The 26,191-nt window shown below is 37.1% G+C and carries 27 protein-coding genes and 1 pseudogene; 6 read left to right on the top strand and 22 right to left on the bottom strand.

What is annotated here, in order from left to right:
* Nucleotides 1-37 precede the first annotated feature (37 nt).
* From K7B07_RS02340 to gap, 13 genes and pseudogenes are all read right to left on the bottom strand, one after another.
* The gene (locus tag K7B07_RS02340; RefSeq protein WP_223707101.1) at nt 38-1,453 is read right to left on the bottom strand and encodes an aldehyde dehydrogenase family protein; all 1,416 of its coding nucleotides are present in this window, start codon (nt 1,451-1,453) and stop codon (nt 38-40) included.
* Between the two features lie 155 nt (nt 1,454-1,608).
* A pseudogene (locus K7B07_RS02335) lies at nt 1,609-1,737 on the bottom strand (beta-ketoacyl synthase N-terminal-like domain-containing protein); the annotation flags it as partial.
* Complete coding sequence (locus K7B07_RS02330; protein WP_223707099.1) at nt 1,734-3,125, bottom strand: MFS transporter; 1,392 nt, start codon at nt 3,123-3,125, stop codon at nt 1,734-1,736. The pseudogene K7B07_RS02335 and the gene K7B07_RS02330, both read right to left, overlap by 4 nt.
* A 32-nt stretch (nt 3,126-3,157) precedes the next feature.
* Entirely contained in the window at nt 3,158-4,102 is a 945-nt protein-coding gene (locus tag K7B07_RS02325; protein ID WP_223707098.1) for an alpha/beta fold hydrolase, read from the bottom strand.
* Nucleotides 4,103-4,448: 346 nt separating this feature from the next.
* Entirely contained in the window at nt 4,449-4,829 is a 381-nt protein-coding gene (locus K7B07_RS02320; protein ID WP_223707096.1) for a Rid family detoxifying hydrolase, read from the bottom strand.
* Between the two features lie 91 nt (nt 4,830-4,920).
* Entirely contained in the window at nt 4,921-5,484 is a 564-nt protein-coding gene (locus K7B07_RS02315; protein WP_089766286.1) for a TetR/AcrR family transcriptional regulator, read from the bottom strand.
* Between the two features lies 1 nt (nt 5,485).
* Nucleotides 5,486-6,376: a DMT family transporter gene (locus K7B07_RS02310; RefSeq protein WP_089766285.1), complete on the bottom strand. Its 891-nt coding sequence runs from the start codon at nt 6,374-6,376 to the stop codon at nt 5,486-5,488.
* Nucleotides 6,377-6,497: 121 nt separating this feature from the next.
* Nucleotides 6,498-6,944, bottom strand: a complete 447-nt coding sequence (locus K7B07_RS27580) for an RteC domain-containing protein (protein WP_262903492.1) — start codon at nt 6,942-6,944, stop codon at nt 6,498-6,500.
* Nucleotides 6,877-7,260, bottom strand: a complete 384-nt coding sequence (locus tag K7B07_RS27575; RefSeq protein ID WP_258522525.1) for an RteC domain-containing protein — start codon at nt 7,258-7,260, stop codon at nt 6,877-6,879. Before K7B07_RS27575 ends, K7B07_RS27580 begins: the two co-directional genes overlap by 68 nt.
* A gap of 110 nt (nt 7,261-7,370) precedes the next feature.
* The gene (locus K7B07_RS02300; RefSeq protein WP_223707094.1) at nt 7,371-7,787 is read right to left on the bottom strand and encodes an EamA family transporter; all 417 of its coding nucleotides are present in this window, start codon (nt 7,785-7,787) and stop codon (nt 7,371-7,373) included.
* A gap of 11 nt (nt 7,788-7,798) precedes the next feature.
* Complete coding sequence (locus K7B07_RS02295) at nt 7,799-8,185, bottom strand: phosphatase PAP2 family protein (RefSeq protein ID WP_211118008.1); 387 nt, start codon at nt 8,183-8,185, stop codon at nt 7,799-7,801.
* Between the two features lie 95 nt (nt 8,186-8,280).
* Complete coding sequence (locus K7B07_RS02290; RefSeq protein WP_223707092.1) at nt 8,281-9,180, bottom strand: alpha/beta fold hydrolase; 900 nt, start codon at nt 9,178-9,180, stop codon at nt 8,281-8,283.
* A gap of 96 nt (nt 9,181-9,276) precedes the next feature.
* Nucleotides 9,277-10,287 carry a type I glyceraldehyde-3-phosphate dehydrogenase gene (gene gap, locus K7B07_RS02285; RefSeq protein WP_223707090.1) on the bottom strand — a complete coding sequence of 337 codons (1,011 nt, stop codon included), beginning with the start codon at nt 10,285-10,287 and terminating at the stop codon, nt 9,277-9,279.
* Nucleotides 10,288-10,386: 99 nt separating this feature from the next.
* Here gap and K7B07_RS02280 point away from each other — a divergent pair, with 99 nt between their 5' ends.
* Nucleotides 10,387-11,412 (top strand): GlxA family transcriptional regulator, encoded by a 1,026-nt coding sequence (locus tag K7B07_RS02280; protein ID WP_223707088.1) that lies wholly within the window; start codon nt 10,387-10,389, stop codon nt 11,410-11,412.
* 12 nt (nt 11,413-11,424) lie between these two features.
* Here the strand turns inward: K7B07_RS02280 and mobC are convergent, their stop codons facing one another.
* Together mobC and K7B07_RS02270 are read right to left on the bottom strand one after the other, a co-directional pair.
* Entirely contained in the window at nt 11,425-13,425 is a 2,001-nt protein-coding gene (gene mobC, locus K7B07_RS02275) for a conjugal transfer protein MobC (RefSeq protein WP_223707086.1), read from the bottom strand.
* Nucleotides 13,426-13,586: 161 nt separating this feature from the next.
* The gene (locus K7B07_RS02270; protein ID WP_078769874.1) at nt 13,587-13,952 is read right to left on the bottom strand and encodes a MerR family transcriptional regulator; all 366 of its coding nucleotides are present in this window, start codon (nt 13,950-13,952) and stop codon (nt 13,587-13,589) included.
* A gap of 167 nt (nt 13,953-14,119) precedes the next feature.
* Between K7B07_RS02270 and K7B07_RS02265 the strand changes: the two genes are divergently transcribed.
* Complete coding sequence (locus tag K7B07_RS02265) at nt 14,120-14,407, top strand: alpha/beta fold hydrolase (RefSeq protein ID WP_223707084.1); 288 nt, start codon at nt 14,120-14,122, stop codon at nt 14,405-14,407.
* Nucleotides 14,376-15,008, top strand: coding sequence for an alpha/beta fold hydrolase (locus K7B07_RS02260; protein WP_223707082.1), 633 nt, complete (start codon nt 14,376-14,378; stop codon nt 15,006-15,008). Before K7B07_RS02265 ends, K7B07_RS02260 begins: the two co-directional genes overlap by 32 nt.
* A 123-nt stretch (nt 15,009-15,131) precedes the next feature.
* Here K7B07_RS02260 and mobB read toward each other — a convergent pair whose 3' ends face one another.
* Together mobB and mobA are read right to left on the bottom strand one after the other, a co-directional pair.
* Entirely contained in the window at nt 15,132-16,427 is a 1,296-nt protein-coding gene (mobB, locus tag K7B07_RS02255; protein WP_078769872.1) for a conjugal transfer protein MobB, read from the bottom strand.
* Between the two features lie 2 nt (nt 16,428-16,429).
* Nucleotides 16,430-16,867: a conjugal transfer protein MobA gene (gene mobA / locus K7B07_RS02250; RefSeq protein ID WP_078769871.1), complete on the bottom strand. Its 438-nt coding sequence runs from the start codon at nt 16,865-16,867 to the stop codon at nt 16,430-16,432.
* Nucleotides 16,868-17,635: 768 nt separating this feature from the next.
* On the opposite strand from mobA, the gene K7B07_RS02245 reads away from it, so the two are divergent.
* From K7B07_RS02245 to K7B07_RS02235, 3 genes are read left to right on the top strand one after another with little or no spacing between them, the layout of a single operon-like run.
* On the top strand, nt 17,636-18,403 hold the full coding sequence (locus K7B07_RS02245; protein ID WP_223707080.1) for a ParA family protein: 768 nt from the start codon (nt 17,636-17,638) through the stop codon (nt 18,401-18,403).
* A gap of 4 nt (nt 18,404-18,407) precedes the next feature.
* Nucleotides 18,408-18,857 carry a DUF3408 domain-containing protein gene (locus K7B07_RS02240; protein WP_223707078.1) on the top strand — a complete coding sequence of 150 codons (450 nt, stop codon included), beginning with the start codon at nt 18,408-18,410 and terminating at the stop codon, nt 18,855-18,857.
* Nucleotides 18,858-18,868: 11 nt separating this feature from the next.
* Nucleotides 18,869-19,504, top strand: coding sequence for a conjugal transfer protein TraD (locus K7B07_RS02235; protein ID WP_223707076.1), 636 nt, complete (start codon nt 18,869-18,871; stop codon nt 19,502-19,504).
* 25 nt (nt 19,505-19,529) lie between these two features.
* Here the strand turns inward: K7B07_RS02235 and K7B07_RS02230 are convergent, their stop codons facing one another.
* From K7B07_RS02230 to K7B07_RS02210, 5 genes are read right to left on the bottom strand one after another with little or no spacing between them, the layout of a single operon-like run.
* Nucleotides 19,530-20,237 carry a M48 family metallopeptidase gene (locus tag K7B07_RS02230; protein ID WP_223707074.1) on the bottom strand — a complete coding sequence of 236 codons (708 nt, stop codon included), beginning with the start codon at nt 20,235-20,237 and terminating at the stop codon, nt 19,530-19,532.
* On the bottom strand, nt 20,234-23,449 hold the full coding sequence (locus K7B07_RS02225) for a type I restriction endonuclease subunit R (protein WP_223707073.1): 3,216 nt from the start codon (nt 23,447-23,449) through the stop codon (nt 20,234-20,236). Before K7B07_RS02225 ends, K7B07_RS02230 begins: the two co-directional genes overlap by 4 nt.
* A 9-nt stretch (nt 23,450-23,458) precedes the next feature.
* On the bottom strand, nt 23,459-24,523 hold the full coding sequence (locus K7B07_RS02220; RefSeq protein ID WP_223707071.1) for a serine/threonine-protein kinase: 1,065 nt from the start codon (nt 24,521-24,523) through the stop codon (nt 23,459-23,461).
* The gene (locus tag K7B07_RS02215) at nt 24,523-24,978 is read right to left on the bottom strand and encodes a hypothetical protein (protein WP_223707069.1); all 456 of its coding nucleotides are present in this window, start codon (nt 24,976-24,978) and stop codon (nt 24,523-24,525) included. Before K7B07_RS02215 ends, K7B07_RS02220 begins: the two co-directional genes overlap by 1 nt.
* Nucleotides 24,975-26,189 (bottom strand): restriction endonuclease subunit S, encoded by a 1,215-nt coding sequence (locus K7B07_RS02210; protein WP_223707067.1) that lies wholly within the window; start codon nt 26,187-26,189, stop codon nt 24,975-24,977. Before K7B07_RS02210 ends, K7B07_RS02215 begins: the two co-directional genes overlap by 4 nt.
* Nucleotides 26,190-26,191: the final 2 nt, after the last annotated feature.

The raw sequence follows: 26,191 nt of genomic DNA, 5'->3' as shown, positions 1-26,191 counted from the left end.
CGTCATTATCAAATAACGCTTTACCAAAAATACAAAATTATTGTAGAACAGCTTTCGGTTCCAAATAAGCCTCCAAACCATACACGCCATATTCACGCCCAATGCCAGACTGTTTAAATCCTCCAAACGGAACCATCGGGTCGTGGCTGAAGCCGTTGATACAAACCCTTCCAGCATCTATCTGTGAAGCCATCTTTTGTGCTCTTTCGATATTAGATGAACTTATATAAGCCGCTAATCCATAAGGTGTATCGTTAGCAATTGAGATTGCTTCCTCATCGGTTTTGTAAGGAATAATGGATAAAACCGGACCAAAAATTTCTTCCTGCGCAATCGTCATATCATTTTTTACATTGGTAAATATAGTAGCTTTTACAAAGTTTCCATCTTCCAATCCATCAGGTTTTCCTATTCCACCCACCAATAAAGAAGCGCCTTCCTCCAATCTAATTTTGATATAGTTTTGAACCCTTTCAAATTGTTTTACACTTACCATTGGGCCAACATTAGTATTTTCGTTTTGAGGCAATCCAACTACGACCTGTTCTGCCGTTACTCTGGCAATTTCATTTACCTTTTCCAATTGACTTTCAGGAACCAAAAGTCTTGTTGGCGCAATACAGGCCTGTCCGCTATTCATATAGGCGCCGAACACCGCTGTCGGAATAGCTTGTTCTAGAATCGCATCGTCTAAAATGATGTTTGGAGATTTTCCGCCGAGTTCAAGGGTTACACGTTTCATCGTATCCACCGCTGCTTTAGCAATTAGCTTTCCCACAACTGTGGAGCCTGTGAAGGAGATTTTGGCTACATCAGGATTAACTGTTAATTCGGTTCTGACTACGCTTCCCAAACCGGTTACAAAATTAATGACTCCTTTCGGTAACCCAGCTTCGTGAAAAGCTTCCATTAATACCTGGGTCTGAAGTGCGCTCATTTCGCTTGGTTTGATGACCACGGTACAACCCGCTGAAATTGCTGTAGCAACCTTACTGCAAATAGATCCATTGCTGGCGTTCCAAGGAGTTATGATTCCCACTACACCAACGGGTTGTAAAAAAACTTTTGATGAATTAATGGTTTGTTCAAATTCAAAACCTTTAACGGACTCAATCATCGAATCAAACCATTGACCTGTAAATTCGTTACTCATCGAAGAGAACTGGAAAGTACCGCCATATTCTTCCACCATCACATCTGTAAACTCTTTCTTTCTTTTTTCGACTGCCGATTTTAGTTTTTCCAAGTAGGAAATTCGTTCCTCAACCGTAGCTTTTGAAAATGTTTTAAAAGCTTCTTTTGCTGATGCGATGGCATTTTGGGTGTCAACTTCATCAGCAAGTGTGACTTCACCAATTTTTTGGTTATTTGAAGGATTTATGATGTCTAAAACTTCTCTGCCGTGGGGTTTTAAAAATTCGCCATTGATGTAAATTTTGTCTACTATTTTCATTTCTAAAATTTTATATGACAAAGTTAGAACAGAAATTAATAGTGAACTTTGTAAAAAAGCTCATTTTTACTTTGTAAAAAAGTCCATCTCAATAACAGTGGATTTTTATTTTAGTCCTATGCTTAAACAACAAAATGAAACTAGGAGATAACTAATTTGGCAGTATCAAATTTAGTAATGGGTGCAGCACCGCTAACACCATTTACTAATGATTGCCAAAAATCGTTTACATTGTTTCCTATGGGAGTTAAAGCTCCAAGTCCTGTAATGACAACTCTTTTCATATCTTCTTTTTTAAATCTTCAATAACTATCAACAATGCAAATGAAATTAACAGACAGCCAATTCCTGCATATAAACTGTAATGAAAGGCTGTAACAAAATCGTTCTTTGCTTTGGCAATCGTAAAAAATAAACCGCCTATGAAACACACCCCCATTGAAGAAGCTGTTTGCTGAATAGTATTATACATACCAGAAGCAATGCCTACAAAATGATGCGATATGTTTTTTAGGGTAAGATTGATTAAAGATGGTAGTACTAAACCACCACAAAAGCCCTGAAAAGATAGCAAAAACAAAAAAGTGATTTCATTTGTTTGGTTATTAAGGAAAATTATTTGCAAAATGTAAACGATTATCATTAGTGCAACACCTATCTGAACAGGCTTTTTACCAAACTTATTTACTAAACGAACCGATAGAAAAGACGATAACATAAACAATACACCGTTTACGACAAAGTACATTCCTGCCTGCATTGATGTAAGGTTTAAGCCGCTTTGTAAATAGAATGTAGACACTAACAAATAGGAAGTGTGCATAGCAAAATAAAAAGCAACTAATATCAATCCTATATTATAATCTCTGATTTTGAACAGGCGTATGTCCATTAAAGGTTTTTGTTGTTTCTTTAATTTGTTTTTTTGATTGACAATGAAAACAAAAAACAATATCAGCGATGCCAACAGCATTGCAAAACTCCATAAGGGATAATCTTGTTCCCTTCCTTCCGTAAGTGGATAAATAAAAAATCCTAGCGCCAATGTGAACAGCGTTACTCCAGAATAATCAAATCTTTCTTGGAAATTGAGTTTGGTGTTTTCAAGATGTTTTTTTGCTAACAAAAAAGCAACAATGCCAATGGGTAAATTCACTAAAAAAATAAAACGCCAACCTTCAATAAAAGTATGTAAGCCTGAAAATAAACCGCCTAAAAATTGTCCCATTACAGAAGCAATACCCAATGTGATACCGATATAACCGATTGCTTTTGTACGTTCTTTACGTTCGGGAAATAAAACTTGCACATACGCTAATGCTTGTGATTGCATAAATGAACCGCTTACACCTTGAAAAAAACGTGCTGCAATCAGTACGATTACATTTGGTGCTAAACCGCAAATACAAGATGTGAGTACAAAGAAAAACATTCCCCATAAAAAAATTTTTTTCCTGCCGAAAATATCGCCTGCCCTACTACCTGTAACCTGAAAAGACGCAAACCCTAACAAATAAGCCGCAACTACCAATTCTATTGCTCCATCTGACGCATTGAAACTTTGCTTTATGGACGGCATTGCTATATTTACTATAAAAATATCTATTACTGTTAGTAACGGTGCGGTAAGCAATATGAAATGTTGTAACCACTTGTTAGAATGTTGCTCCATTATTTGATTATAGTATTATTTGCTTAATGCTTCTAAAAATTATTTGAGTTTAAAAATCGGTTAACATCACTACCAAATATTTCAGGATATTGAAAAAGAAAACCGTGTCCTGCATCGGGATATAAATTCAGTTGGGCATTGGGCAACAGGTTATACAGTTCAACCGAATTATGCGTAGGCATTTGAAGGTCTACTTTTCCGCCCGCAACTAAAATCGGGTTGGTTATGTTTTCGTATTGTATAGAATGAAGTGTGTCATTTCCCCAATTAAATCGGGCAGTGGCTTGAGATTGGGCTGCTTCTTTACTCACTGCCAAATCTTGGGGATATTTACTTGCTAACTTGCGTTGCCAAAATGCTTTTCCCAATTCACGACTTTTATCGGAAGCATTGAAAAAAAGTGATAAAAATTCTTTCATTCCCAATGTGGGTCTTGTAACCAATTCTGCAATTTTCGGGTCTCGCTGATTGATGCTTTTTGCTCCTTTGGGTGAAGTGCCTGCCAATATTGCATTGCGTACTATTTCATTGTGCAATACAAGTAATTCCTGCACTACGCAGCCGCCTATTGAAAAGCCAAGTACATCAACTTTATTATAACCAAGTGCTTTAATGAATAGGTAAGCATCTTCCGCCATTAACGCAAAACTTTCAGGTGTTTGTCCACCTGAACTTGCCACACCACGATTGTTGAACGTAATAACTGTACGTTCTGCTGCCAATTTCTCAAGTAATGCACCGTCCCAACTATCTAAATTGCCACGGGTGTGGATAAACAGAATAAGCGGAATAGTTGTTTTGGTGTTTGCTCCAATTTTTCGATAAGTAAAATAATTGCTATTTACTTTAATACTGTCTGTTTTATATTCATTCTTACTTACAGAAGTTTTTGTTTGTGCTTTTACATTGTTGATAAATCCTGACAACAGGAAAAAAGCACCGCTACTTAACAAAAGGAAAGTTCTTATATTATTCATTATATTTTAAGTTTACTTGTTTATTTTTCAAAAATCATTATCATGTCTTTTCTTCTTACTATACAGTTGGAAATAAAACCTTTACCGCTTCTTTTTTTGTTTAAAAGTTTGGCTAATGTTGTGATAATTCTTCCGCCTGTAGTTGAATTGGGGTTTTAGATTTTTTGCATCAATATTTTCTTTGCTTCTATGGAGTATTCATCATTCATATATCCCGATTTTGGAACAAGACTTGTTTCGACCAAACTATTTAAAACGTTGGGATGAGCACCAACAGAATAGTCGTTTTTGAAATTACAAGTCATTTTTACATTTCTTTTAATTATACATTTACAAAGAATTGATATTATATAACTGCTGTTAATTCCATTTCTACCATTGCGTTTTTTGGTAATCCAGCAACCTGAACAGTTGTTCTCGCAGGTTCGAGTTCAGAAAATATTTCTGCGTATTCTTCGTTCATCGAAGCAAAATCTTTCATATCTGTCAGGTACACATTTACTTTAACCACATCAGACAGCGAATATCCCGCTTCCGAGACAATAGCTTTCATATTACTAAGCACTTGTTTGGTCTGCTCTCTTATTCCTCCAGTAACTAATTCTGTTTCTCCAGGTTTCATACCTATATTTCCAGATACATATAGTAATGCTCCTTGCGCTACGACCCCCTGTGAAAATGGACCTATCGGAGCCGGAGCATCCGAACTAAATATTACTTTTTTCATTTTGATTTTATTTAATTTTTGAGTGTGTATAATTTCTCCGTTGGCAAATGACCAGTTTTTCCAAGCTGTTTTCTGAAAGGAACAAACACATTTATATTAGTTTATCAGTAATTTCTTTGGCTCTGCCAATCATTATATTTCTTTTTTGAAAACTGGCTGTAATTGTGGCTCCCTCTATTAATAGATAGATAGTGTCTGCCAATTCCTCTTTGGTAAGTAGGTTATTTTGGGAACTTATGTCTTTTAGTATTTCCAAAATATAATCCCTAAACTTCATTTTATTTTTTTCAATGATTTGAAACGCTTTTTTATCATCTTGTGGTACCTCCGCACCAGCTTTGATAAAAGGACATCCTCCGAAACCACTTCGAACTTGTCTTTTTATCCTGAAATCAAACAGTCCTAAAATCTTATCTTTCGGTTTGTCAATTTTATCTATATAGGCATGTAATTGGACAAACCAATCGCTGCTACTGTCTTCCAGGTAAGCGTGAAGCAATTCTGTTTTGGATTTGAAATGATTATACAACGAACCTCTCGCAATTCCTGCTTCGTCAATAATCTGATTGATGCCTGTTGAATTATAGCCCTGCTTATAAAACAGGTTTGAAGCTGTTGTCAGGATTTTTTCTTTAACAATTTCAGATGGTGTCATATTATTTTTTCTTTAGTAAGTAAACTCCTAAAAGCACAATAAACGCTCCTAAAAAATCTGATAAAACGATGGGTTCTTTGCCTATAAATGCACCGATGATAAGAGCAACTATCGGGGGAATATATGTAACCGATGATGCTTTAACACCACCCAATTTATCAATGATAAAATAGTAAATAAGAAATGCCAATCCTGTACCTAAAAAGCTAAGACCGATAATCAAGCCTAAAGCAGCGTTTGTATTTGAAAACACGTTACTCATCCCCTCGAATGGAGTAATGGCAAGCAGAATAATGGTTGCTCCAATCAGTTGATAGGAGGTCAATGCAACACTCGGAATTTGTAAAGGGCTGACGAATTTTTTTGCATAGATAAAAGATGCCCCAAAACTTAACGAACCAACAACCATATAGGCTATTCCTTCCCAAGTAGTGGGAGTAAAATCAGCGTTAAAAGGTTTTGCAAGCAGAATGATACCGAGCAAACCAAGCAATAGTCCCAAAACTTTACGAAATGTGAGTTTTTCTTCATTCAAGAAAAGCATACCAAGTACAAACGAAAACAACGGAGTGGAACCACTCATTGCTCCGGCGATACCGGAATATAACAGATGCGACCCCATTACAAAGCAATAGTAATAAACCACTGCTGCCAGTAACGACATTACCAAAAAGTGATACCAATACTTTAAATGTTCTTTTTTGAATGAGTGGGTAAATATACCGTATGCGATAATAGGCAGTACAGATAAAGCCACTCTAAGAAATACAACTTGCATAGAGGCGATATAATGAGATACGAGCCTCATATAAATAAAATTACTCCCCCAGATTAAGCCTAATGCCCAAAATGCAAAAACGGGTAGCATTTTTTTTGAAGTTAGATTTTCCATTGTTGAATTAATATTTTCTATTCGAACAAAGATAGTAAAAAAACAATTAGATAGACAAGTCTATCTATCTTTAAATTATAACAAGGTCAGAAAAGGGCTATTCTGTTATAGAAATTTGCTATTATTCCTCTTCCTGCTCTTCCATCCGCTTTATCAGTGCATCACGCAGGCTGTCAAGAAATTTCGTTCGGTTTACCTTCCGGTTTTTAAGCTCCATAAAGGTATAATAGAAGTCGCCCAGGTCAATATGAAAGATGCTTTCAAAAGTTTTGGCAATGATTTTAATATCGGCATTATCGAATGCACCCTGAGCGTGAAGGGCGTATATCAGTTCGGTTAATGCAGTCTTGCTTCCCGCCCAGTTTAGTTTTGGCAGGTTGGTAGATTTTTCTTTATACACCGTTTTATGAAGCTGGTCTTCGAGATAGACTTGTATCAGGTCATTGGCGATAATCTTTGCTGCCTTGTAATCGTGAGAGGTAGAAAAGTCCGGGTCTGCTTCAAAATAAAACGTGTCCAGACTTAGCTTTATATCGTATTTGTTCCTTGAAAAACAACTGATCGTCAATGAAGGAATTATTGGTGCGGTAGTATTTATAAACTTCGAGGTTGTTATCAAAGTACCGTTTCAGCTTTTTCAGTTCATTGTTGAGGTAATTCCTGATAGGTTTTGCACCATAAGGCTTCTTTGTTTCGATTTTATAAATCGCATTATAATAAATCAGCTTTGATACGATGACAGGTTTCTGGTGTTTGAAAAAACGGATTTCTTCATCTGTATTCTTAAATCCTCTGTTCACTACATACTCTTTTACATTCGCCAGGCATTTGATGATAAGCCTGATTACGGTTTCAACCTGTTGTATGGAGCTATCTGCTTCCATTTCCAATTCTTTGATGTCCGTTTCGAGTTTTCTAATGTTTCATTGTAAAATTTTTCCATTCGGCTTTTGCTAAGTTCTGATTTGGGGAGATTAAAAAAAGTACGCAGGCATTACTTCCAAGCCAATAGTACGGTTCCGATGATAATAAGGCTTGCTCCTGCAAATGTCTTTAGCGTAAGCTGCTCGCCTAAAAACAGGACGGCAATGATGATTGTAAGGGCTACACTTAGCTTATCAACGGCTGCTACCTGCGATACTTTCCCTAATTGCAAGGCTTTAAAATAGAATAGCCACGATAAGCCTGTGGCTATTCCTGAAATGATAAGAAAAGTGATATTCTGTTTTGATAAAATGCTCATTCCTTTTGCTTCGCCTCTTGCCATTATGATGCTCCATATCATTATCAATATGACAACCGTCCGTATCCCGGTTGCAAGATTGGAATTGACGTTCGCTACGCCCAGCTTACCGAATATGGCGGTAAGTGCAGCAAATAAGGCGGATAATAAAGCATAAACTAACCACATAATACACTGATTTAAAAATTCTGTACTAAGCCGATACCGAAACCTTTGTTCTGATAGTAAGGCATAACCATCGTTGCCGTTCTCTTTTCCTTACCCGTAAGCAAGCCATTGATTTTAGGGAAAAGCCAGTAAGCCAGCTCCGTGGAGAGAATGCCAAATCCTGCTCCTGCTACCACATCGCTTACCCAATGTTTATCGTTTACAGTTCTGTACACTCCGGTAAAAACCGCAGTGTTCTTAAACCCTCTTTTCAGAACACGCTCTTTTACTTCGGACAAGCTTTTTACAATCGTATTGATAATGGCTTCTAACCGTTTGGTTGGGCAATCCTCCTCAATTTCAAGTTCTATTATTCCTGTTCCCAAGTTTTGCAACATTTCTTTGTAGAATTTGTCCATCTAACATCATGTTTAATGTATCTTATTATTCATGATTCTTAACATTATTTATATTTCTGACATCAGGCGAAAATATGTAAGTATCCCAAAATTTATCAATGCTCCAAAAAATCTATCATGAGTTCAACTGTCTCCGTTGGCTTTTCAGTTAAAAGGAAATGCCCGCTATTTTCTATTTTTTTTAGTTTTACATTGCTTATCATTTTAGGAAGAGACATTGCCAACATATCGTATCCGCTACCGCCAATTCCGAGTGTAGGAACCGAAAGTTTATTGTATGTCTTCATGTCTTGTATATCTTGAGGAAATGCTTGATACCAACCATTTGAAGCCCTTATAGCATCTTTATTATTATACGCTGCGGCATAGACCGATTTATGAAAATCACTTATACTGTTTACATCTTTCAATAAATGATTAAATAACCATTCTATAACAACATCCATACGCCCTTCAAGAAGTCGTTCAGGTAATTCTTTGACCTGATTAAAAGAAAGCCACCAAGGGTAAAGATAATTAGCACCTAATATAGGTAGCATTGGTAATTGATACATCCCTTCGTCAGGATGAGGGGTGTCTAACATAATAAGTTTAGCAACTATGTCTGAATAATTTACAGCGAAACTAAATGCAACATGAGCACCTATATCATGTCCAGCAATCGATATTCTTTTTAATCCCAAATGCTGTACGAGTTCAAAGACATCTTTAGCCATATTTCGCTTGTCGTATCCTTCAAAAGGTTTATCTGAACTTCCCATGCCACGAATATCGATAACAATAACGCGATATTTTTTTATGAGTATTGGCATTACCTTATTATAAGCCCACCATGTTTCGGGATAGCCGGGGATTAAAACCAAAGGATCTCCTTGACCACCTATTACATAATGTAGTTGAATGCCATTTACATTAATAAAATGATTATTGAAATTCGGTAGTAATTTTATAAGTTCCTCGTCTGAATATTGCATATACATTTCCTTTGTTATCATATAGTTTACCGATTCAATCCAGAAACAAAAATATTCACCGAAGTACATAATAGGACAGAATATATGTTTCCAAAGAGTGTGTTTTTGTAGTATAAATTATTTAACTGCGAAGGCTTCCATGTGTATAATAAGGTCGAGTATTTTGTTGGAAAAACCATACTCGTTATCATACCAGCTAATCAACTTTACAAAATTTGGAGACAACGATATTCCTGCCTTTGTATCGAATACGGACGTTCTTGTTTCTCCTATAAAGTCTGTGGAAACAACTTCATCTTCGGTATATCCTAATATTCCTTTCATTTCATTTTTTGAAGCTTCTTTAATTGTTTGGCATATTTCCTCATAAGTTGCAGGTTTTTTAAGTCTGCATGTTAAATCTACCACAGAAACATCTAATACGGGTACCCTAAAAGATAACCCAGTAATTTTACCCGAAAGTTCTGGGATTACTTTTCCTACAGCTTTTGCCGCTCCTGTAGAAGATGGTATAATATTTCCCGTCACTGCCCGTCCACCTCGCCAATCTTTCACAGAGGGGCTGTCAACAGTCTTTTGTGATGCTGTAGCTGCATGTATGGCAGTCATCAACGCTTCCGCTACTCCAAATTTATCATTTATTACTTTCACCAACGGGGCAACACAATTGGTAGTACAAGAGGCATTTGACACAAAAACTTCTCCATTATACATTTTCTCATTTACCCCCATAACAAACATGGGAGTATCATCTTTCGGAGGGCCTGACATTACTACCCGTTTAGCACCTGCATTTATGTGACCTTGTGCATTTTCCTTTGTCAAGAATATGCCTGTTGCTTCAATAATGTATTCTGCATTAATTTCATTCCATTTTAAATCTTCTGGATTTTTCTCGGATGTAATTCGGATGATTTGTCCATTTACTAATAAATTACCGTCCTTTACGCTGATTTCCCCGTCAAAATGTCCATGTACAGTATCATATTTTAGCATATAAGCCAAATAATCTACACTGGTCAAGTCATTAATGCCTACAACTTGGATGTTCTCGTATTTTTGAACTGCACGAAAGACAAGACGACCTATTCGTCCAAATCCATTAATACCAATTTTTATCGTTTTCATAATTAAAATATCTTTTTTGCAAAATTACTTTTTTATTGATTTGACAGAAAAGACATACTATATACAAATACTGCCAATATAAAAAGAATTACTATTTTTGTGAAAACAGTTGAAATGAAGAATACCAAAGATATTAGGCACGTTGTAGTGTTAGTCCACCCATACTCCACAATGTTAAGCGTATCTGCGCCAATAGAAGTTTTTCAAAGTGCTATCGACAATATGGAGCATTTAAAAAATGATGTTAGTTTTTCCTATGAAATACACGTTGTATCAGCTGTTATAAGTAAGAAACTTGAGATGAAACCAAGAATATCCATTAACTGTGAAAGCAATTATCATGAAATTGATTATCCGATAGATACACTAATAGTTGCAGGCGCTCCTCGAAAGAACGGATTTAAAGAAGATATTCTTATTTGGTTAAAACTACAGTCGAAAATTGTACGCCGCATATGTTCCATGTGTGCAGGAGCATTCATATTGGCTGAGGCCGGTATATTACGGAATAAAAATGCGGTAACCCACTGGCAGCTTTGTGAAGAAATGGCCAAAACCTATCCTGATGTATACGTAAATCAAGAAGCTATTTTCATTAAACAAGGAAATGTATACACTTCTGCCGGTGTTACGGCAGGATTTGATTTAGCATTGGCGTTAGTAGAAGAGGATTTAGGAAAAACGTTCGCATTGAGGATAGCAAAATTAATGGTGCTTTTTTTAAAACGCCCAGGTAATCAAACTCAATATAGCATGATGTTAGAATCCCAAAACATAGATTATCAACCGATAAATAATATTTTGAATTGGATTCACGACCATATACATGAAGATATTACTGTAGAAAAATTAGCAGGATTGTCATCAATGAGTCCTCGAAACTTTGCAAGGGTTTTTGTTAAAGAACTAAATACAAGTCCTATTAAATATGTGGAAAAACTAAGGACTGAAACAGCATGTCGTTATTTGACAGATACACAGTTGACAATAGATGAGATAGCCAATATATGCGGTTTTAGTAATTCTCTAAATATGAATCGCATATTTCTAAAAACATTTCATGTTACTCCTTCTCAATATAGAAAAAATTTCAGTTCATCCTTTAGTTATCCAAATCAATATTAATTTGATTAATCATTAATCCTGCTGTATCAAATGCTGTAAATCGGGGTCGTTCTTAATCCGCTCCATTTCACTTTCTACAATCTGCACAACGTCCGCTTTGACCTGCCTGTAATTGGCTTCAATGACCTGTTTCATATTATCGTTGCCGAGTTCATCAGTAAAGGATAATATCTGCGGTATCTTCTTATAGGCTTTGGTTTCGGCAGAAACCTTTTCGTTATCCACGACAATTTCAGCGTGGAAAATTTTCTGGTCGATACGCTCATCAAAGTTATCCGATACAGAACCGACAAACATACCTTGTGTAAGCGTTGAGATTTTGGAAGCTGGTATTAGGCTATCGAGCTGTGTGGATATAGAAGTAGATTTATCGTTGCGGTTAATCGTCATACTTTGGCGTTTCTGCAATACTTTCCCAAAGCGTTCCGAAAGGCTCTTTGCAGTTTCTCCGACAACCTGACCGGAGAAAATATTACCGACTGTGTTTTGAATAACTTTAGCCTCTTTGTCGCCATAATCACGTATTAATTGCGAAAAATCTTGAAAGCCCAAACATACCGCCACCTTATTACTTCTCGCCGTTGCGATAAGATTGTCCAGTCCTCGAAAATATATTGTTGGCAACTCATCTATAATCACGGAACTCTTTAATTGACCTTTCTTATTAATGAGTTTTACAATTCTTGAATTGTACAAACCTAATGCCGCCGAATAAATATTTTGTCGGTCGGGATTATTACCCACGCATAAAATCTTTGGCTCTTTGGGATTGTTGATGTCCAGCGAAAAATCATCGCCTGTCATTACCCAATACAACTGTGGCGAAATCATACGAGATAGAGGAATTTTCGCAGATGCAATTTGCCCCTGTAATTGGTCTTGTGCGCCACCTTGCCACGCATCCATAAAAGGAGATAAATAATTTTCCAGTTCGGGGTACGATGTAAGAATGGTAAATACATCGGCGTATTTCTTGTTCAGCAGTTCAATAGCGTGTGGGAATGTGCAATGCTTGCCGTTGTCATAAATTTTCAGGAACCAAATAATGGCAGCAAGCAATATAATCGGGCTTTCCACGAAAAAATCGCCTTGCTTCTGTATCCACGACCTGTTGAGGTTTAGCATTATGGTATAAGCCGCTTCGTAGGCATCTGAAATATCTGTCATAAAATCAGGATTGAGTGGATTGCAACGGTGGCTTTTACGTGGGTCGTCAAAATTTATCACGTAAAATTTCGGCTGAACTTTGTACTTATTCCTGTGTTTCAGCAAATGATTGTAGGCAATGGTAGAAAGGTCGTCGAACTTGAAATCGTAGATGTACATACTAAAGCCTTTCTCAATCTGCTGTTTGATGTAATTATTTACGATGGCATACGATTTTCCTGAACCCGGCGTACCCAACACAATCGAGGCTCGAAAAGGATTGACTATGTTAATCCAGCCGTTGTTCCATTTGCCTTTGTAATAAAACTTTGTGGGAAGATTGACAGAATATTCGTTTTCCATCAATTTAGTTTCCTGCTGAAAACTTTCGTTCTCGTTGTTGAAAACATCATCCATCAGATTGGTACGAAGCAAACGGCTCATCCAAACTCCGGCTACCATTAAAGCGATATAGCCTAAGCCTGTGGTAAGGATATAAAGGATTGTAGCGATTAATAATGGTAGCTTTAGTAAAGGGAAATTTAGAAAAAACAGGATAATACCAATCGCTAAAGCCACATAGATTTTAGACCAGGTTATCTTTTCATTTTTAACTCCCTTAGAACCCAAACAGCTCAAAGCCAGCAATACCAAAGCAAACAGCTTGGTATATAGGGTATGCGAAAACAGCCCTGCCGTTCGCTGAAAATTACCCAATATTTTGTTGATGATTTCTAATGTCCAGCCACGTTCTAAAAAGAAACCGTAACAGAACCAGTAAAAGTGCATCAGCATCAAAAGGATGCTTACAGCCCTCATAAAAGCCATAATCTTGGCTAAACCTCTTAAATCGTCTTCTCCTTGCATATTTCAATAAATTCAATTTTTGTAAGTGAATTTAGAGGTTTTACAGAGTGGCTATAAGAATATGGCAGTCTGTGGCATTAGCTGGAAGTGTTTGACCATAATAATGCTAAAAAATAAGAGTTAGATTGTAAGAATAATAAACGTATAGGAGTAGTCTAATTTCATTCTTCTGTATTTCCAATATTGCTTTTACATAAAGCAATTTGTTTTTTCATTGTCTTTAATTCTTTTATTTTTTGATCGATTTGTGCTAATTTGAGATCAAGAACTTGAATTTGTGCTTTTTGTGAAAGCTCTTTTTTATACCAAACATCGATAACTTCCTTTATTTCTGACAATGTGAACCCAACGGCTTTTGCCATTTGTATAAACCTAAGCTTTTCTACAACTTCATCTCCATAATAAACATAATTATTAGTGGTTACTTCCTTTTTTGTTTCTCCACTAAAAAGCCCGCTTTTTTCATAGAAACGTATTGTTCCAATCGGGATACCTGTTTCCTTGGAAAGTTGATTTATTAATTTCATTTGTTAAATATATTAAAAATATAAACCATACAGTATACTGCATACTTGTGTGTTGTAAAATTAGTTCCTACTTTTGTTTATCACAAGCTGGCAATCAAACAATTATCGTGTTGTACAGATTTGAGATAGTTAAATAATTTTGATTTTAATACCAATGCTTTTTTAATATGATAAATACCAAAAATCCTCACACCGATGAGCTAATCAAATTAGTTCCAAATTTCACTAACCATTATGCAGATGTAAATGGCGTAAAGCTCCATTATGTAATGGGTGGACAAGGAGAGCCTTTAGTTTTGATTCCGGGCTATCCCGAAACCTGGTGGGCATATCATAAGGTAATGCCTATCCTTGCGACTAAATACCATGTTATTGTTGTCGAAATGAGAGGAATGGGAAATTCGGACAAACCAATAGATGGCTATGAAAAAAAACATGGCCAAAGATATATTTGAACTCGTGAAAAAATTAGGATTTGAAAAGGTTTACATTGGCGGACACGACATCGGTGCACACGTAGCATTAAGTTTTGCAGTAAATCATCCAGAAACTGCTGCTAAATTGATCATGTTGGATACCCCGCATCCGGATACAGGAATGTATCATTTGCCAATGTTACCTGTATTCGGTGCAAACTATCTCTATCCTTGGTGGCTTGCATTTAATCAAGTAAAAGAACTGCCCGAACAACTACTTGAGGGACGAATGGATATTGTTATTGAGTGGTTATTTAAAAACCTATTGAAAGATCAGGAAAGCATAAGCGATTTTGATAAAGCTGTTTATAGCTCTGCTTATAATGATAAAAATGCTATCCGAGCGTCAAACGCTTGGTATCAAGCATTTCCAAAAGACATTGAAGATAGTAAAACCTATGATAAGCTTAAAATCCCTGTAATTGGAATTGGAGGAAGCGGATATGACCTGTTACAAATGTCGTTGCCCAATACTGCAACCAATCTACAATTAAAAAAAATAGAAGATTGCGGACATTTTATACTTTCTGAAAAACCAAATGAAACAGCTGAATTAATGATTAATTTCTTGATGCAGTAATATAAAGTACAAAACAAATATCATTTCAGTAATCGTGTAAATTGAAAATTTAAGGCTTTATTTCTTTGTAAATAGAGCTTTTTTTAATATAAGAATATTTAATAATTACCGATATACAGTCCATTAGTGCAAACCTCTTTTTCTTTTCTTCTTCATCTTGTTGGCAAAATCCTGTTCTTCGTAATCTTCACCCTGGGCTTCGGGAAGCAAACCACCCAATGCCTCAATCAAACCGTCTTCATGTTTCTCAGGGATAGGCTCTGTATTGAGGAAGTCGAATAAATGATGTGGTTTTTCTGAAGGCAGATCTTCGATATCTTTTGCGTATGTTTTTTTTGATTGATTCACTGCGGGCTCTTTTACTTCTGGTTGAATATTCTTATTCCAATAGTCATTGAAAATGTTGGCTGAAAGTTCCTTTGCTAAACGGGAACCGTTCCAAACGGTTTTGGAATTGTGGTCTATAAATGTCATTCCATAAATACGCCTTGCATCATTCCTCCGTACTACTACGTTAATGCCCTGTTCTGCCAACTGCTTTTTAAAGCTCAACTCATCGCTGGTAGTTTTCAGGGCAATGGTAATGGCGGATTTTAGGGTTTGTTTGGTTGAGCTGTCTTTCAAAGCTGTTTTGCATTTTGAAAAATGCAATTCCAAAGCAGGAAGCCCCGCACTCTTCCCGAAAAGGGAAGCCTTGAACGGATGCCCGGCTCTTTCGCCTTTTTCATTCAAGGGAATATACAACAAGCCCTGCTGTGCCTTACCGTGTAATTCTCCCTCAACTTTTTCAGTGGTAATATTAAAAAGGGAAAGCAAGGTATTGTATTCGCCCAAAGTCTGGTATTGGTAATAATTCGGCAGGTGGCGGACTACTGAAGCAATCTGGCTCTTGACGTCGCCTGCATGATAATCTACCGGACGGAAAATCTGCTCATTCTGCTTATGCTCCTTATCCGTTGCAGGTATCAATCCGTGTTGCTTTTCAAGTTCACGGCATACATTCATAGACCGCATTTTCTCGAACTTATCCGAGATCTTTTTACCCTCTTCATCCACACAAACTGATACGATATGGATATGGCTGCGGTCAATATCGGTATGCTTGAATACTACAAAAGGTTGTTCCCCGTAGCCCATTTCCCGCATATACTGTTCTGCCATTTCCCGAAACTTGTCATCGCTAACCTTATCATTCGGGTCGGGATTGAGCGAAATATGCAACGTATGCTTTTCGGTATTGCGGTTTACGATGAGGTAAGGAGCAAAAGATTGGGCTAATTGTGCAACGGAGTAATGACCATTAGTGGTTTCAATTATCCTATTGGTAAACAAAATCTGCCCATTTTCATGTTCCACTTTGAGCTGATTGTACGCCAATGCTCCATACAAATTTCCGCTTCTGCCAATTTTCGCTATCATTTCTAAGGCTGGTTTTTCAGGTGTTTCGCTTCAAACTCTTCCGTTAGCTGGATGATTTTTTGGCATAGCATCGCCATTTCAGCCGTCTGTTTTTCCAATTTGTATAGAAATGCTGCCGCTTTTTTCTCGGAGAAATGCTTGTACAGCAGCTTTACAATCTGGTTATAATTCACGCCTACGGAGCGAAATTGACCGTGAAACGAAGTCAGTCGCATATAGAAATCAACTGTTCCTTTGTCAATCTTAACCGATTTCATTTCCTTACCAAACAGTAGGGAAATGATAAACTTCGCTTTATTGGTCATTCCAGATGCTTCAAAAAGCGATAAAAGTTTGGCGTTTTCTTCATCGGTAAGACGGAAAACATGGCGGTGGATGCTTGGGTCGGTTTTAGGTGTCCGTCCGCCCTTATTCTTTTTACTGTTACTGTTCTCGCTCATCACAAATCCATTTTTAAATTCACACAAAACCCTGACTTCGGAAGGTGTTTTCTGCCCCCTGCAAAGGGCAAGTTGTTTTGAGGCACGAACTCGGTTTCGAGTGCCTCAAAACACAACTTGCCGTGTTCCGGTGAACACAAAAATCCGCCCTGCGGGACGGATTGGATGTAACAGGGAAAAACGGCTTGTTGCCGTTACCGTTACCTACCAATATGTCAAAAGTCATTTGCATAAATCCGTTAATAAAAATCACAATACAAAGTAAAGCCCTGTTCCCGATAGCGTTGCACTGTGCCACAGAGCCAAACAGTGCCTCTGACCGCCAAACAATGCCACAGGCATACAATCGAATGAAATTGATTGGTTCTTTGCTATTGAATGATGGCAGGAAGACAGGCAGCCCGTGCTTCAGGAAGAGCAGACAGCACGCATTCAGAAACGCAGGCAATCCTGCCTGCCTGATTGCAAGAAAGCAAGAAAGCAAGAAAGCAAGATTGTACGACTGCCGGAAAGCGTGAACACTTGCTATCCAACTATACGGCTCGCCTGAATGATTGGTTGATTGACGGAATGAAAGAATGACGGCAAGCCTGCCTGATAAGCTACCGGAATGATTGCAGGGCTGCTGTACTGCAAGGAAGCAGGCAATCAGGTAGGAACGTAGGCAACCCTGATAGCTTTCCTGAATGAAAGTGTGAAATCAGAACGGCTTTCTGGAACGCCTGCAAGACTGAAAACAAAATTATGTACACTTTAAATTTTTAAAATATGGACACAAAAAAGAAACCTCTGTTTATCGCCTTTTCTTCTCAAAAAGGCGGTGTTGGCAAAAGCACATTTACCACGCTTGTGGCAAGTACGATGCACTATCGGTTGGGCTACAACGTAGCCGTATTTGATGCGGATTTTCCGCAGCATAGTTTAATGAAAATGAAAGCCCGTGATTTGGCAATGGTAATGGAAAACGAGGCTTTGAAAAAATTGGCGTACAAGCAGTTTACCACCATCAACAAGAAAGCCTATCCCATTACACAGCATAAAGCAGATAGCGTACTGGATGCTGTACACGAATTTGTAACGGCTTCCGCCGTTCCGATCGACGTGGTGTTTTTTGACCTGCCTGGAACTGTGAACACGCCCGGCATTCTGAAAGCACTCGCAGGAATGCACCATATTTTTACGCCTATTACCGCAGACCGTGTGGTAATGGAAAGTACGCTCATCTTCACCCAGCTTTTACAGGATGTGATTATGAAAAAGGGCGAAACTTCCATACAGACCATTAACCTGTTTTGGAACCAGGTGGACGGCAGGGAAAGCACTCCCTTATATGACGTGTACAATCAGCTTATTGAGCAGCTGGGATTAAGCCTGATGCAGAGCCAAGTAAAGAACAGTACCCGCTTTCGCAAAGAAAGCGAAGCCGACAGTAAAACGGTTTTCCGTTCTACCGTAATGCCACCTGATGAACGTTTGATGAAAGCCTGCCAGTTAGACCTGTTCATCAATGAATTTCTAAAAATCATTCAATCATAGTCTTATGGAAAAAGATAATAAAAGAAAAGTCACGCCCGACATTAACGAAGAGTTGATGATGAACCTGATGGTGGACGGCGTTAAAAAAGAGGGCTTACAGCTTCCACCTGAACTGCCGGAAGAACCGGAAAAGGAAACTGTAAAAGAAGAAGTGAAACAGGAAGAATTGCTACCAAGCAAACCTGCACAACGGGAAAGGAACCGCACCAAGAAACATCTTGACGGCAGCTATGGCGAACATTTTTTGAAAACGCACTCGATGACAAAGCGGGGCGATAAAAGCATTTATATCCGACAGGAATACCACGAACGCTTATCCCGTATTGTACAGGTCATTGGTAAAGATGAGATCCCACTGTATGCCTATCTTGATAACATACTGGAGCATCATTTTGAAATGTTTGAGAAAGCAATTACCGATGATTTCAACGAAAAGTTTAAACCCATTTTTTAAAGCCTCTGATTATGGAAATAGTAATTGTGATATGCCTGCTCATCGTCATTGTTCTGCTTTTGCAGGACAAGATTGTCATTAAAAAAAGGTCGGAGCAAAAGCCTGTGCAGGAAAAAGTTAACCCGAAACTGCCCGATATTATGGGACAGCCAAAGCCAGCAAGAAGCCTTTCAGTGCCAAACACTGCCAATGAAAGCCAAATAACGGAACCGGAGATAAACCCCGATAATTTAGACATCGAATACGACGAGAACGAAATCGTCGGTAAGCAAATTCCGCAGGAAGAACTGGACGAAGTTTTTAGCAATATGCCTGATTTGGAAGATGAGGAAGAAGAATGGAACAGGTACGGAATATCCGGTGGTAATGACAGTCTTGCCCAAGGGGTTACCTACGACGAACTAAGCTCAGTAGGGGCGTTGCTCCAAAAAGAAAATTTGGAACAGGCTCAAAAGGAAATAGCGGTAGCCATAGTTCAGAAATTACAGGGAACTGAATTATTCAGCTTACTGGAAAATTCCATAGAGGGTGCTTCCCGAAGAATTGCCGAGCTTTTAGATAGCACACTTTCATCTGAAAGCGACGACGGTTCTTCCACCTTGCGGAAAAGTGATTTGAGTGATTTTGACATTGGGGAGTTTGTGTGAACAAACTCCCTTTTGTTAGTTACAATTATGATAAACTATGTTCCAATCGTTCTTTCCATTTTTTCCAGTCTGGCATTAGGCTTTTCTGGAGATCATAGAAATGCTTGGTATGATTATGATGTATCAAGTGACAAAGTTCATGTATAACAACGTACTCGATACTTCCTTTAGGAGCTTTAATCAATTCAGGGTTTAATATAACTTTGCCATCCGGGGTGCAACTTCCCCAGCGTTTTTCCATTTGTCTTATCTGTAAATCTGGCTTTGAAATTTTAAATTTACTGAGTAAAGGAAAGGTTTTATCCAGCATTTCCTTGAAATGTATCACGGCTCTTTCTCTATACCATTTATCTAATATCTCTTTGGCATCTTCTTTTTTACCACAATATATTATTAAATGACCCCGATAGAGTTTAACATCATTTATACTTTCTGTTTCTATTCGAAGTTTATATTGCCTGCCTAAATAAAGATGAGTTTCACCATTAATATATAAACGGGCGGGTGTTAATGGATGGTAAGATAAAAACTCACGTCGCTGTTTAATTATCCATGGGGCTTTTTTCTTTAAATAATTTTTTATCTCTATTTCTATTGTATCAAACGGTGCAGCGACTTTTACGCTACCATCAGGGTAAACTTTAATACCAAGGGTTTTTCGCTTCTGATAGGCAAGACTATATTTGATAACCGTAGAACCAAATGCTATTGATTGAAGTATTTCAGTCATCATACAAATTTAATCTTCGCTACATTTAGGACATCCTCAACAACCTTATCAATATCGTCAAATGAAAACTCGATATCGTATTTACTTTTTAAATCAAAAATATAATCATCAATATCGATACGTATCTTGCCCTCAATATCAGGTTTGCCTTGCCAGTCAACTACCAATTGATCATTTTGTATAACAATAGAACGGATAACATCTTCAATTCCTAAAGATAATTCTGTTGCCACATTCTGTTTTCCACTTAGCGTATCCTTAAAAGTATCTGATGCTATATTGTAGATAGCGATGCCAATATCATTACCTCTGAGAGAGTCGGGAATATTGTCTTTCTGTCCATGAAGAAAAGAAGCCTCATACTCTTTTGCCTTTCTTAAAAATTCTGCTTCATCGATTCGCTGCTGATGATATTCTTCAATTGCTTCCCGAATTAGTTTAGAAAGCTTTTTATAGAAAACAGGATCTTCATTCATTTTAATATTTATAGCCCTTATCGTTCTGCTGGCAATATGGTCAGCCTTTGCTGCCTTGCTAGTAAGTTTTTCAACTTCTGCTTCCCGTTGTTCCTTGTCAAAAATATCAACCAATTCTGTAATGCGAAGTACTTCTCCTTCAGTAGTAATATGCTTGTCAATGAGTTTTTGTACCTGCGGTTCGTATTCTTTATAGTCAATATCGTCAGAAAACCTTCTTTTTACAGATATTCTTAAGGCAAGGAAGAATTTTAGATCTGATTTATACTTGTCAATTTGTTTTTCTGGTGTAGAATTAGAGAAGTCAATACTTGATAATGCTAATTTTAGCAAACGGGCAAAGACAGAAACTTTCTCATAAAATTGATGTCGTATTGCCTCATCACTTAATAATTCCTCATAAGCTGGTTCATCATATTTGTTTTTAATCGTTTTAAAAATATCCCAGACTTCTGAGTGAGCTTGAGGTAATTTTTTAATTTCTTCTCCTATATTGGTCCAGCTTCCAACTAAATCTCCCTCATCAAACATGCTATCTCCCGAATATGTCTGTATTGCATTGTCAAGATTTTCAAGATTGCCGAAATAATCGATGATATATCCGTAATCCTTTCCAGGATAAACACGATTTACTCGGGCAATAGCTTGCAATAACGTGTGCTCTTTCAATTGTCGGGTTAAGTAGAGGACAATATTTTTTGGGGCATCAAATCCAGTTAATAGTTTATCCACTACTATAATAAGTTCCGGGATGTCCTGCTTTTTAAATGCACCGATGACCGATTTTTCATACTTATCCTGTGTCCCGTACTTATCCATACGGGCATTCCAGAATTTTTTCACCTTGTCATCAGATACATCAAAAGCATCTTCTTCACCTTCCCGGGTGTCGGGAGCCGACATAATTACTTCTGAAGTTACTTTTCCTATTTCATCTAAATACTCTTTGTACTTAATAGCTGTTGCTTTGTTAGGCGTAACTATTTGCCCTTTAAAACACGTACCCTGAAAATTATCGACAAAATGTTCAGTAATATCCCAAGCTCTTGCGTATATGATCTGGTCAGCTTTATTAAGAATATTTTTAGAGCTATATTTTCTTTTCAAAGCGGCTTTTCCATACGGAGTCAGTGGCTCGGACACTTTATCAAAATAGTTGTCAAGCGGCTTTTCGTTAACTTCAATCAAATTATGCCTCCCTTCATATAGCAATGGCACTACAGCACCGTCTTCAACAGCATCTGTAATGGAATACACATCAATAATGCCACCAAATTTATTTGCAGTGCTTTTCTCTTTCCTCATCAAAGGTGTACCTGTAAATGCGATAAAACAGGCATTCGGAAACACTTTTTGCATTTTCACATTGAAGGAGCCGTACTGGGAGCGATGACCTTCGTCTATTAAAATATAGATTTCGAGAGACTCGAATCCATCTTTAGCTTGATTTATCGCAGCTTCAAATTTGTGAATGAGTGTGGTTATAACAGCATCATCCGGGCTTCGTACAAGCTCCACCAGATGTTTTCCGGTCTGTGCATTTTCTACCGGGACATGACATTTCCTAAACGTTTCAGTAATTTGGTCATCAAGATCAATTCGGTCGGTTACTAAAAGTATTTTTGGATTTTTTATTTGAGGATGCGAAGCAATTAACTGGGCAAGCATCACCATCGTTAAAGATTTCCCACTTCCTTGCGTGTGCCAGATTACACCTCCTTCGTGTCGGCCTTTGACATCTGTTTTTAGGATTTTTGACAAGGTATTTTTAATAGCAAAATACTGTTGATAACGAGCTACCTTCTTGATCCCATCATCATATAATATGAAATTATAAATGATTTCTAATAACCGTTGAGGATGGCAAAAGCTAAAGAGCAATTTATCCTGAATAGTTACAACCTGTTCAGCCTGCTCTAAATTTTCAAAATAATGCAATACATTTTTAAATCGCTCTTTAAACAGCAAAGTACGATCACCCTTAGGCAGAGGACTATGTTTTATTTTCCCAATTTCATTTTCCCATAAACGTTCTTCCTCTTTAGTCCGAAAAATCTCTTTCCAAACACCCCAAAATTCTTTACTGGTTGCGGTGGTGCCATACTTTGCCTCATTACATGCAAGAGCAATGGTAAGATTGGAATATAAGTATAAGCTACGAATACCATTTTCCTGCTGGTTTCTCAAATGCTGTTCAATGGCCTTTTCTACTGGGTCTTTAATTTTAGGTGATTTGCATTCTATTATCACCATTGGAATACCATTGATAAACAAAACAATGTCCGGGCGATAATGGTCTGTACGATCTGAACGCAGTACGCTGTATTCTTCTGTAATATGATACACATTATTCTCCAGATTATTCCAGTCGATGTACTTAAAGGAGAAACTCTTCTTATCTCCTAAAACAGTCTGGTCAAAACTCTTACCTAAAGTAATAAGTTCATAATAAGCTTTATTAGCTGCCAGGAATCCGTCTTGTACAGGCAAATCGCGGATAGCAAGTATCGCGTTATTGATGGTGGATTCTGAAAAGGAGAATTCCTTTTGCTTGTATTCAATTTTGTTAATTTTTCCTAATTGCACTTTCAAGATGCCTTCCAGCAAAACATTTGAACTTCTACCTCCACGAGCTACCAAAGCTTCATCAGGAGACAGGTATTTCCAGCCCATATTCATCAGCAGTTTTAATGCTGGAATCTGGGAGATATGATCTTCTTTAAATGAAGGTGTGTCCATAATTATTTCTTAATTAGCATTTTCAACTACCCAGGAGATAAATCCGTTACATAATTTCTCCATTTCCTTTCTATTTAAGTTCTTCTTAGTAAAGTCACTCACTTTTGTAATATTTCCTGAAATGTTATTCTTTTTCGTTGCATGTAGATTAAAAACATCACCTGCTTTAGCTTCTATTTCAAATTGGTATAAATATTTTTTCCCTATTCCAACTAATTCTGATGAAGCATCTGTTGTCCAATAACCTGGGAAGTGAAGTTTCTCTAACTTTCTTCTCATTTCAAGCGCTGAAGAATATCGTTGTCCGGGATCCACATTTAGTGATTTATTAATTATAGTTTTTAATCTTGAAGGTATAAATGGTTGATAATTTCCGATATTAGGTATTTTGCCTTTAGCCTTTTCACTTTCATAAGCTATTGGACCTAAGGCATGGAATTCATTTTTTAAATGAGTTATACCATTCAACAACCGATAAGCAGTACAGCCCACCTGATATATGTCAGAATGAATACTAATTATCGGGGTTCCTCCGGCAGTCTCTGGTGCACGGTGAACTTTATATGAGTTTTTAGGTGTAATAGGAGTTATACTTGGAGAAAAACCTGCAATACCATAATCCGCTAATATAGCATTGTGCTGGTCATCGACTAAAATATTACCGGGCTTAATGTCATTATGATAAAAGCCACTGTTGTGTAAGTATTCTAATCCGAATAAAATATCCTGTAACACTTTTAATGCCTGTGGTAAAGGCAAAAAATTATGAGCATTCAACTGATTCGTAATCGCTCCATTTTTATAATACTCTTGTGAGATAAGTGTATATACCGTGCTTCCAACAGTAGCTACATCAGCATAATGAATGGGCAAAAGGTTTTTGTGATTAAACTTATTACCAATTCTTGCCTCATCTAATAATTTAGCGATAGGTTCAAATGATGGTTCCAGAATTTTTAAGGCAACTTCCTTATTGATAGAATTATCATTTGCATGCCAAACTTCACCAAAGTTACCGCCCAACTTTTTGATAAGGGTAAATTTGTAAATATTATCTCCAACGTTAAAACTCATTATAGTAAATTTTTTATTGCGGCTGCAATGGCATCTGCCATTTGTACATCCCAGTTGGTTTTGGATTTAGTAACCTTTGATTCAATAAAGGAAACGACTTCTTTACTTTTTGTACCTAATGAATTATAGGCATGTGACGAAAAAGGGGTGTTATTTTCAATTGCTATCATAGTTACCAGACAGTCCAGAAACATAACAGGCTTCACACTACTGTATCTTGTAGGTACGTTCTCATTTTGCTTAATAGCCATATGGTCGAAGGGACCATATTTGTCAAAAATTCTTTTATATTCACTTTTTACCCATTGATACATTTCAGCCTCTGTTTTGAGCGATTTAGGCATATCAATTTTGTTTTCATTATCATGATTACTAAAAGTAAATGTAGTCTTATCCCCATCTATTATACAAAATCTAATTTTAGAAGGAGCATTTCTAATCCCAAGTATTTTCATAATTTAATTCTCTTTTTTCCGGTTAACAACTGCTGCATCAAACCCTTTTTTTGAAGTTTGATTGCTTCTATTTTCTGTTTTTGGAGTTCGATTTCTTTATCAGCGGCATTCAGTAATCGGACTATTTTCTTTTGTTCTTCAATTGGAGGAACTGGAATTTTGAGCTTTAAAAACTCAGACTGACCCAAAGTCTTGTTTCGTCCTGCGCCACCAGGGGAAGCCAGTTCCAACAAATTTTTACCTTTTGCTGACTTGAAGAAGTACAATAGGTAATCCAAATCTAAAACACCTTCTTTAGGCTTATACATGGGAAAGCGATGAGAAGCAATCATTCCGACTTCAGCTTCTGTAGTTTTAGCTACAGCTTGCTCCCAGGCAAAAACAATGTTGACTACAAAGCAATCGGGTTCTATCCAAAACACGGATTTATTACCCAAACTCTTGCCTGTTACAGGTTCTTTATGAAATATCCCTTTAGCGTGAGACCTTATGCCGATTTCTTGGTAAAAAGCTTCATTTTCAGGGGTAAATCCTCTCTTTATTTTATTTACAAGGGAATTTATCGGAAAATATTTAACACATGAACTACTCCCTAGGTGATAGATAAATATCTGTCCTGTATGTTTTCTATGTTCGCTTAAACTCTCTAGTAGCTTTAGATTTAATTGAAGTGCTTGATGCCATTTAATAAGTACTTCACTGATTTCCTTTTGCTCTCTTAATGGCGGTAATAATGCAACAACGTTCTCTATCGAGTTTTTTGAAATCGTATATCTTGTCGACCCTGTTGCTAATTTTGTCAATCGTCGTAAAACATCAGGAGAATTAAATACATATCCTCTAAATTTATGGTCTATTAAACTCTGGTCAAAAAGTCTATATCTTACCAAATGGTAGCTGTAAAGAGTATCTGGTAAATCTTCTAAGACAGCTGCAGAATGTCCAATATCTTCAGGAGTTTCAGATGAAGGTGTAAATAATATGTCTCCTTTTATGATATTAAAACTTAACTTTTCTCTGTGCGAAGCTGACGTAATTGAAAGTTTAGTATTTGAATCAATAAAATGGTTTTTATAAACATCCATATAATTTATTAATGAAACCGTATCTTCACCATCCTCAATAACTTTATCAACACTACTTGTTTTAATAATCCCATGATCTCCTAAGCGAATTTGGCTCCATCCTTTAGGTATAGTTATCTCTGTCATTT

Source organism: Niabella beijingensis (genome assembly GCF_020034665.1).
In the GTDB taxonomy this organism is placed as follows: domain Bacteria; phylum Bacteroidota; class Bacteroidia; order Chitinophagales; family Chitinophagaceae; genus Niabella; species Niabella beijingensis.
This window is presented reverse-complemented; position numbering and strand designations above follow the sequence as displayed.

Coding starts and splice junctions, on each gene's coding strand:
- K7B07_RS02245 (WP_223707080.1), top strand. CDS start 17,636: ATGGACACAAAAAAGAAACCTCTGTTTATCGCCTTTTCTTCTCAAAAA.
- K7B07_RS27575 (WP_258522525.1), bottom strand. CDS start 7,260: ATGGAAGCAGATAGCTCCATACAACAGGTTGAAACCGTAATCAGGCTT.
- K7B07_RS02295 (WP_211118008.1), bottom strand. CDS start 8,185: ATGGACAAATTCTACAAAGAAATGTTGCAAAACTTGGGAACAGGAATA.
- gap (WP_223707090.1), bottom strand. CDS start 10,287: ATGAAAACGATAAAAATTGGTATTAATGGATTTGGACGAATAGGTCGT.
- K7B07_RS02320 (WP_223707096.1), bottom strand. CDS start 4,829: ATGAAAAAAGTAATATTTAGTTCGGATGCTCCGGCTCCGATAGGTCCA.
- mobC (WP_223707086.1), bottom strand. CDS start 13,425: ATGCAAGGAGAAGACGATTTAAGAGGTTTAGCCAAGATTATGGCTTTT.
- K7B07_RS02215 (WP_223707069.1), bottom strand. CDS start 24,978: ATGAAAATACTTGGGATTAGAAATGCTCCTTCTAAAATTAGATTTTGT.
- K7B07_RS02310 (WP_089766285.1), bottom strand. CDS start 6,376: ATGGAAAATCTAACTTCAAAAAAAATGCTACCCGTTTTTGCATTTTGG.
- K7B07_RS02300 (WP_223707094.1), bottom strand. CDS start 7,787: ATGTGGTTAGTTTATGCTTTATTATCCGCCTTATTTGCTGCACTTACC.
- K7B07_RS02340 (WP_223707101.1), bottom strand. CDS start 1,453: ATGAAAATAGTAGACAAAATTTACATCAATGGCGAATTTTTAAAACCC.
- K7B07_RS02265 (WP_223707084.1), top strand. CDS start 14,120: ATGATAAATACCAAAAATCCTCACACCGATGAGCTAATCAAATTAGTT.
- K7B07_RS02330 (WP_223707099.1), bottom strand. CDS start 3,125: ATGGAGCAACATTCTAACAAGTGGTTACAACATTTCATATTGCTTACC.
- mobB (WP_078769872.1), bottom strand. CDS start 16,427: ATGATAGCGAAAATTGGCAGAAGCGGAAATTTGTATGGAGCATTGGCG.
- K7B07_RS02210 (WP_223707067.1), bottom strand. CDS start 26,189: ATGACAGAGATAACTATACCTAAAGGATGGAGCCAAATTCGCTTAGGA.
- K7B07_RS02325 (WP_223707098.1), bottom strand. CDS start 4,102: ATGAATAATATAAGAACTTTCCTTTTGTTAAGTAGCGGTGCTTTTTTC.
- K7B07_RS02270 (WP_078769874.1), bottom strand. CDS start 13,952: ATGAAATTAATAAATCAACTTTCCAAGGAAACAGGTATCCCGATTGGA.
- K7B07_RS02225 (WP_223707073.1), bottom strand. CDS start 23,449: ATGGACACACCTTCATTTAAAGAAGATCATATCTCCCAGATTCCAGCA.
- mobA (WP_078769871.1), bottom strand. CDS start 16,867: ATGAGCGAGAACAGTAACAGTAAAAAGAATAAGGGCGGACGGACACCT.
- K7B07_RS02240 (WP_223707078.1), top strand. CDS start 18,408: ATGGAAAAAGATAATAAAAGAAAAGTCACGCCCGACATTAACGAAGAG.
- K7B07_RS02220 (WP_223707071.1), bottom strand. CDS start 24,523: ATGAGTTTTAACGTTGGAGATAATATTTACAAATTTACCCTTATCAAA.
- K7B07_RS02235 (WP_223707076.1), top strand. CDS start 18,869: ATGGAAATAGTAATTGTGATATGCCTGCTCATCGTCATTGTTCTGCTT.
- K7B07_RS02260 (WP_223707082.1), top strand. CDS start 14,376: ATGAAAAAAAACATGGCCAAAGATATATTTGAACTCGTGAAAAAATTA.
- K7B07_RS02230 (WP_223707074.1), bottom strand. CDS start 20,237: ATGATGACTGAAATACTTCAATCAATAGCATTTGGTTCTACGGTTATC.
- K7B07_RS02290 (WP_223707092.1), bottom strand. CDS start 9,180: ATGATAACAAAGGAAATGTATATGCAATATTCAGACGAGGAACTTATA.
- K7B07_RS02315 (WP_089766286.1), bottom strand. CDS start 5,484: ATGACACCATCTGAAATTGTTAAAGAAAAAATCCTGACAACAGCTTCA.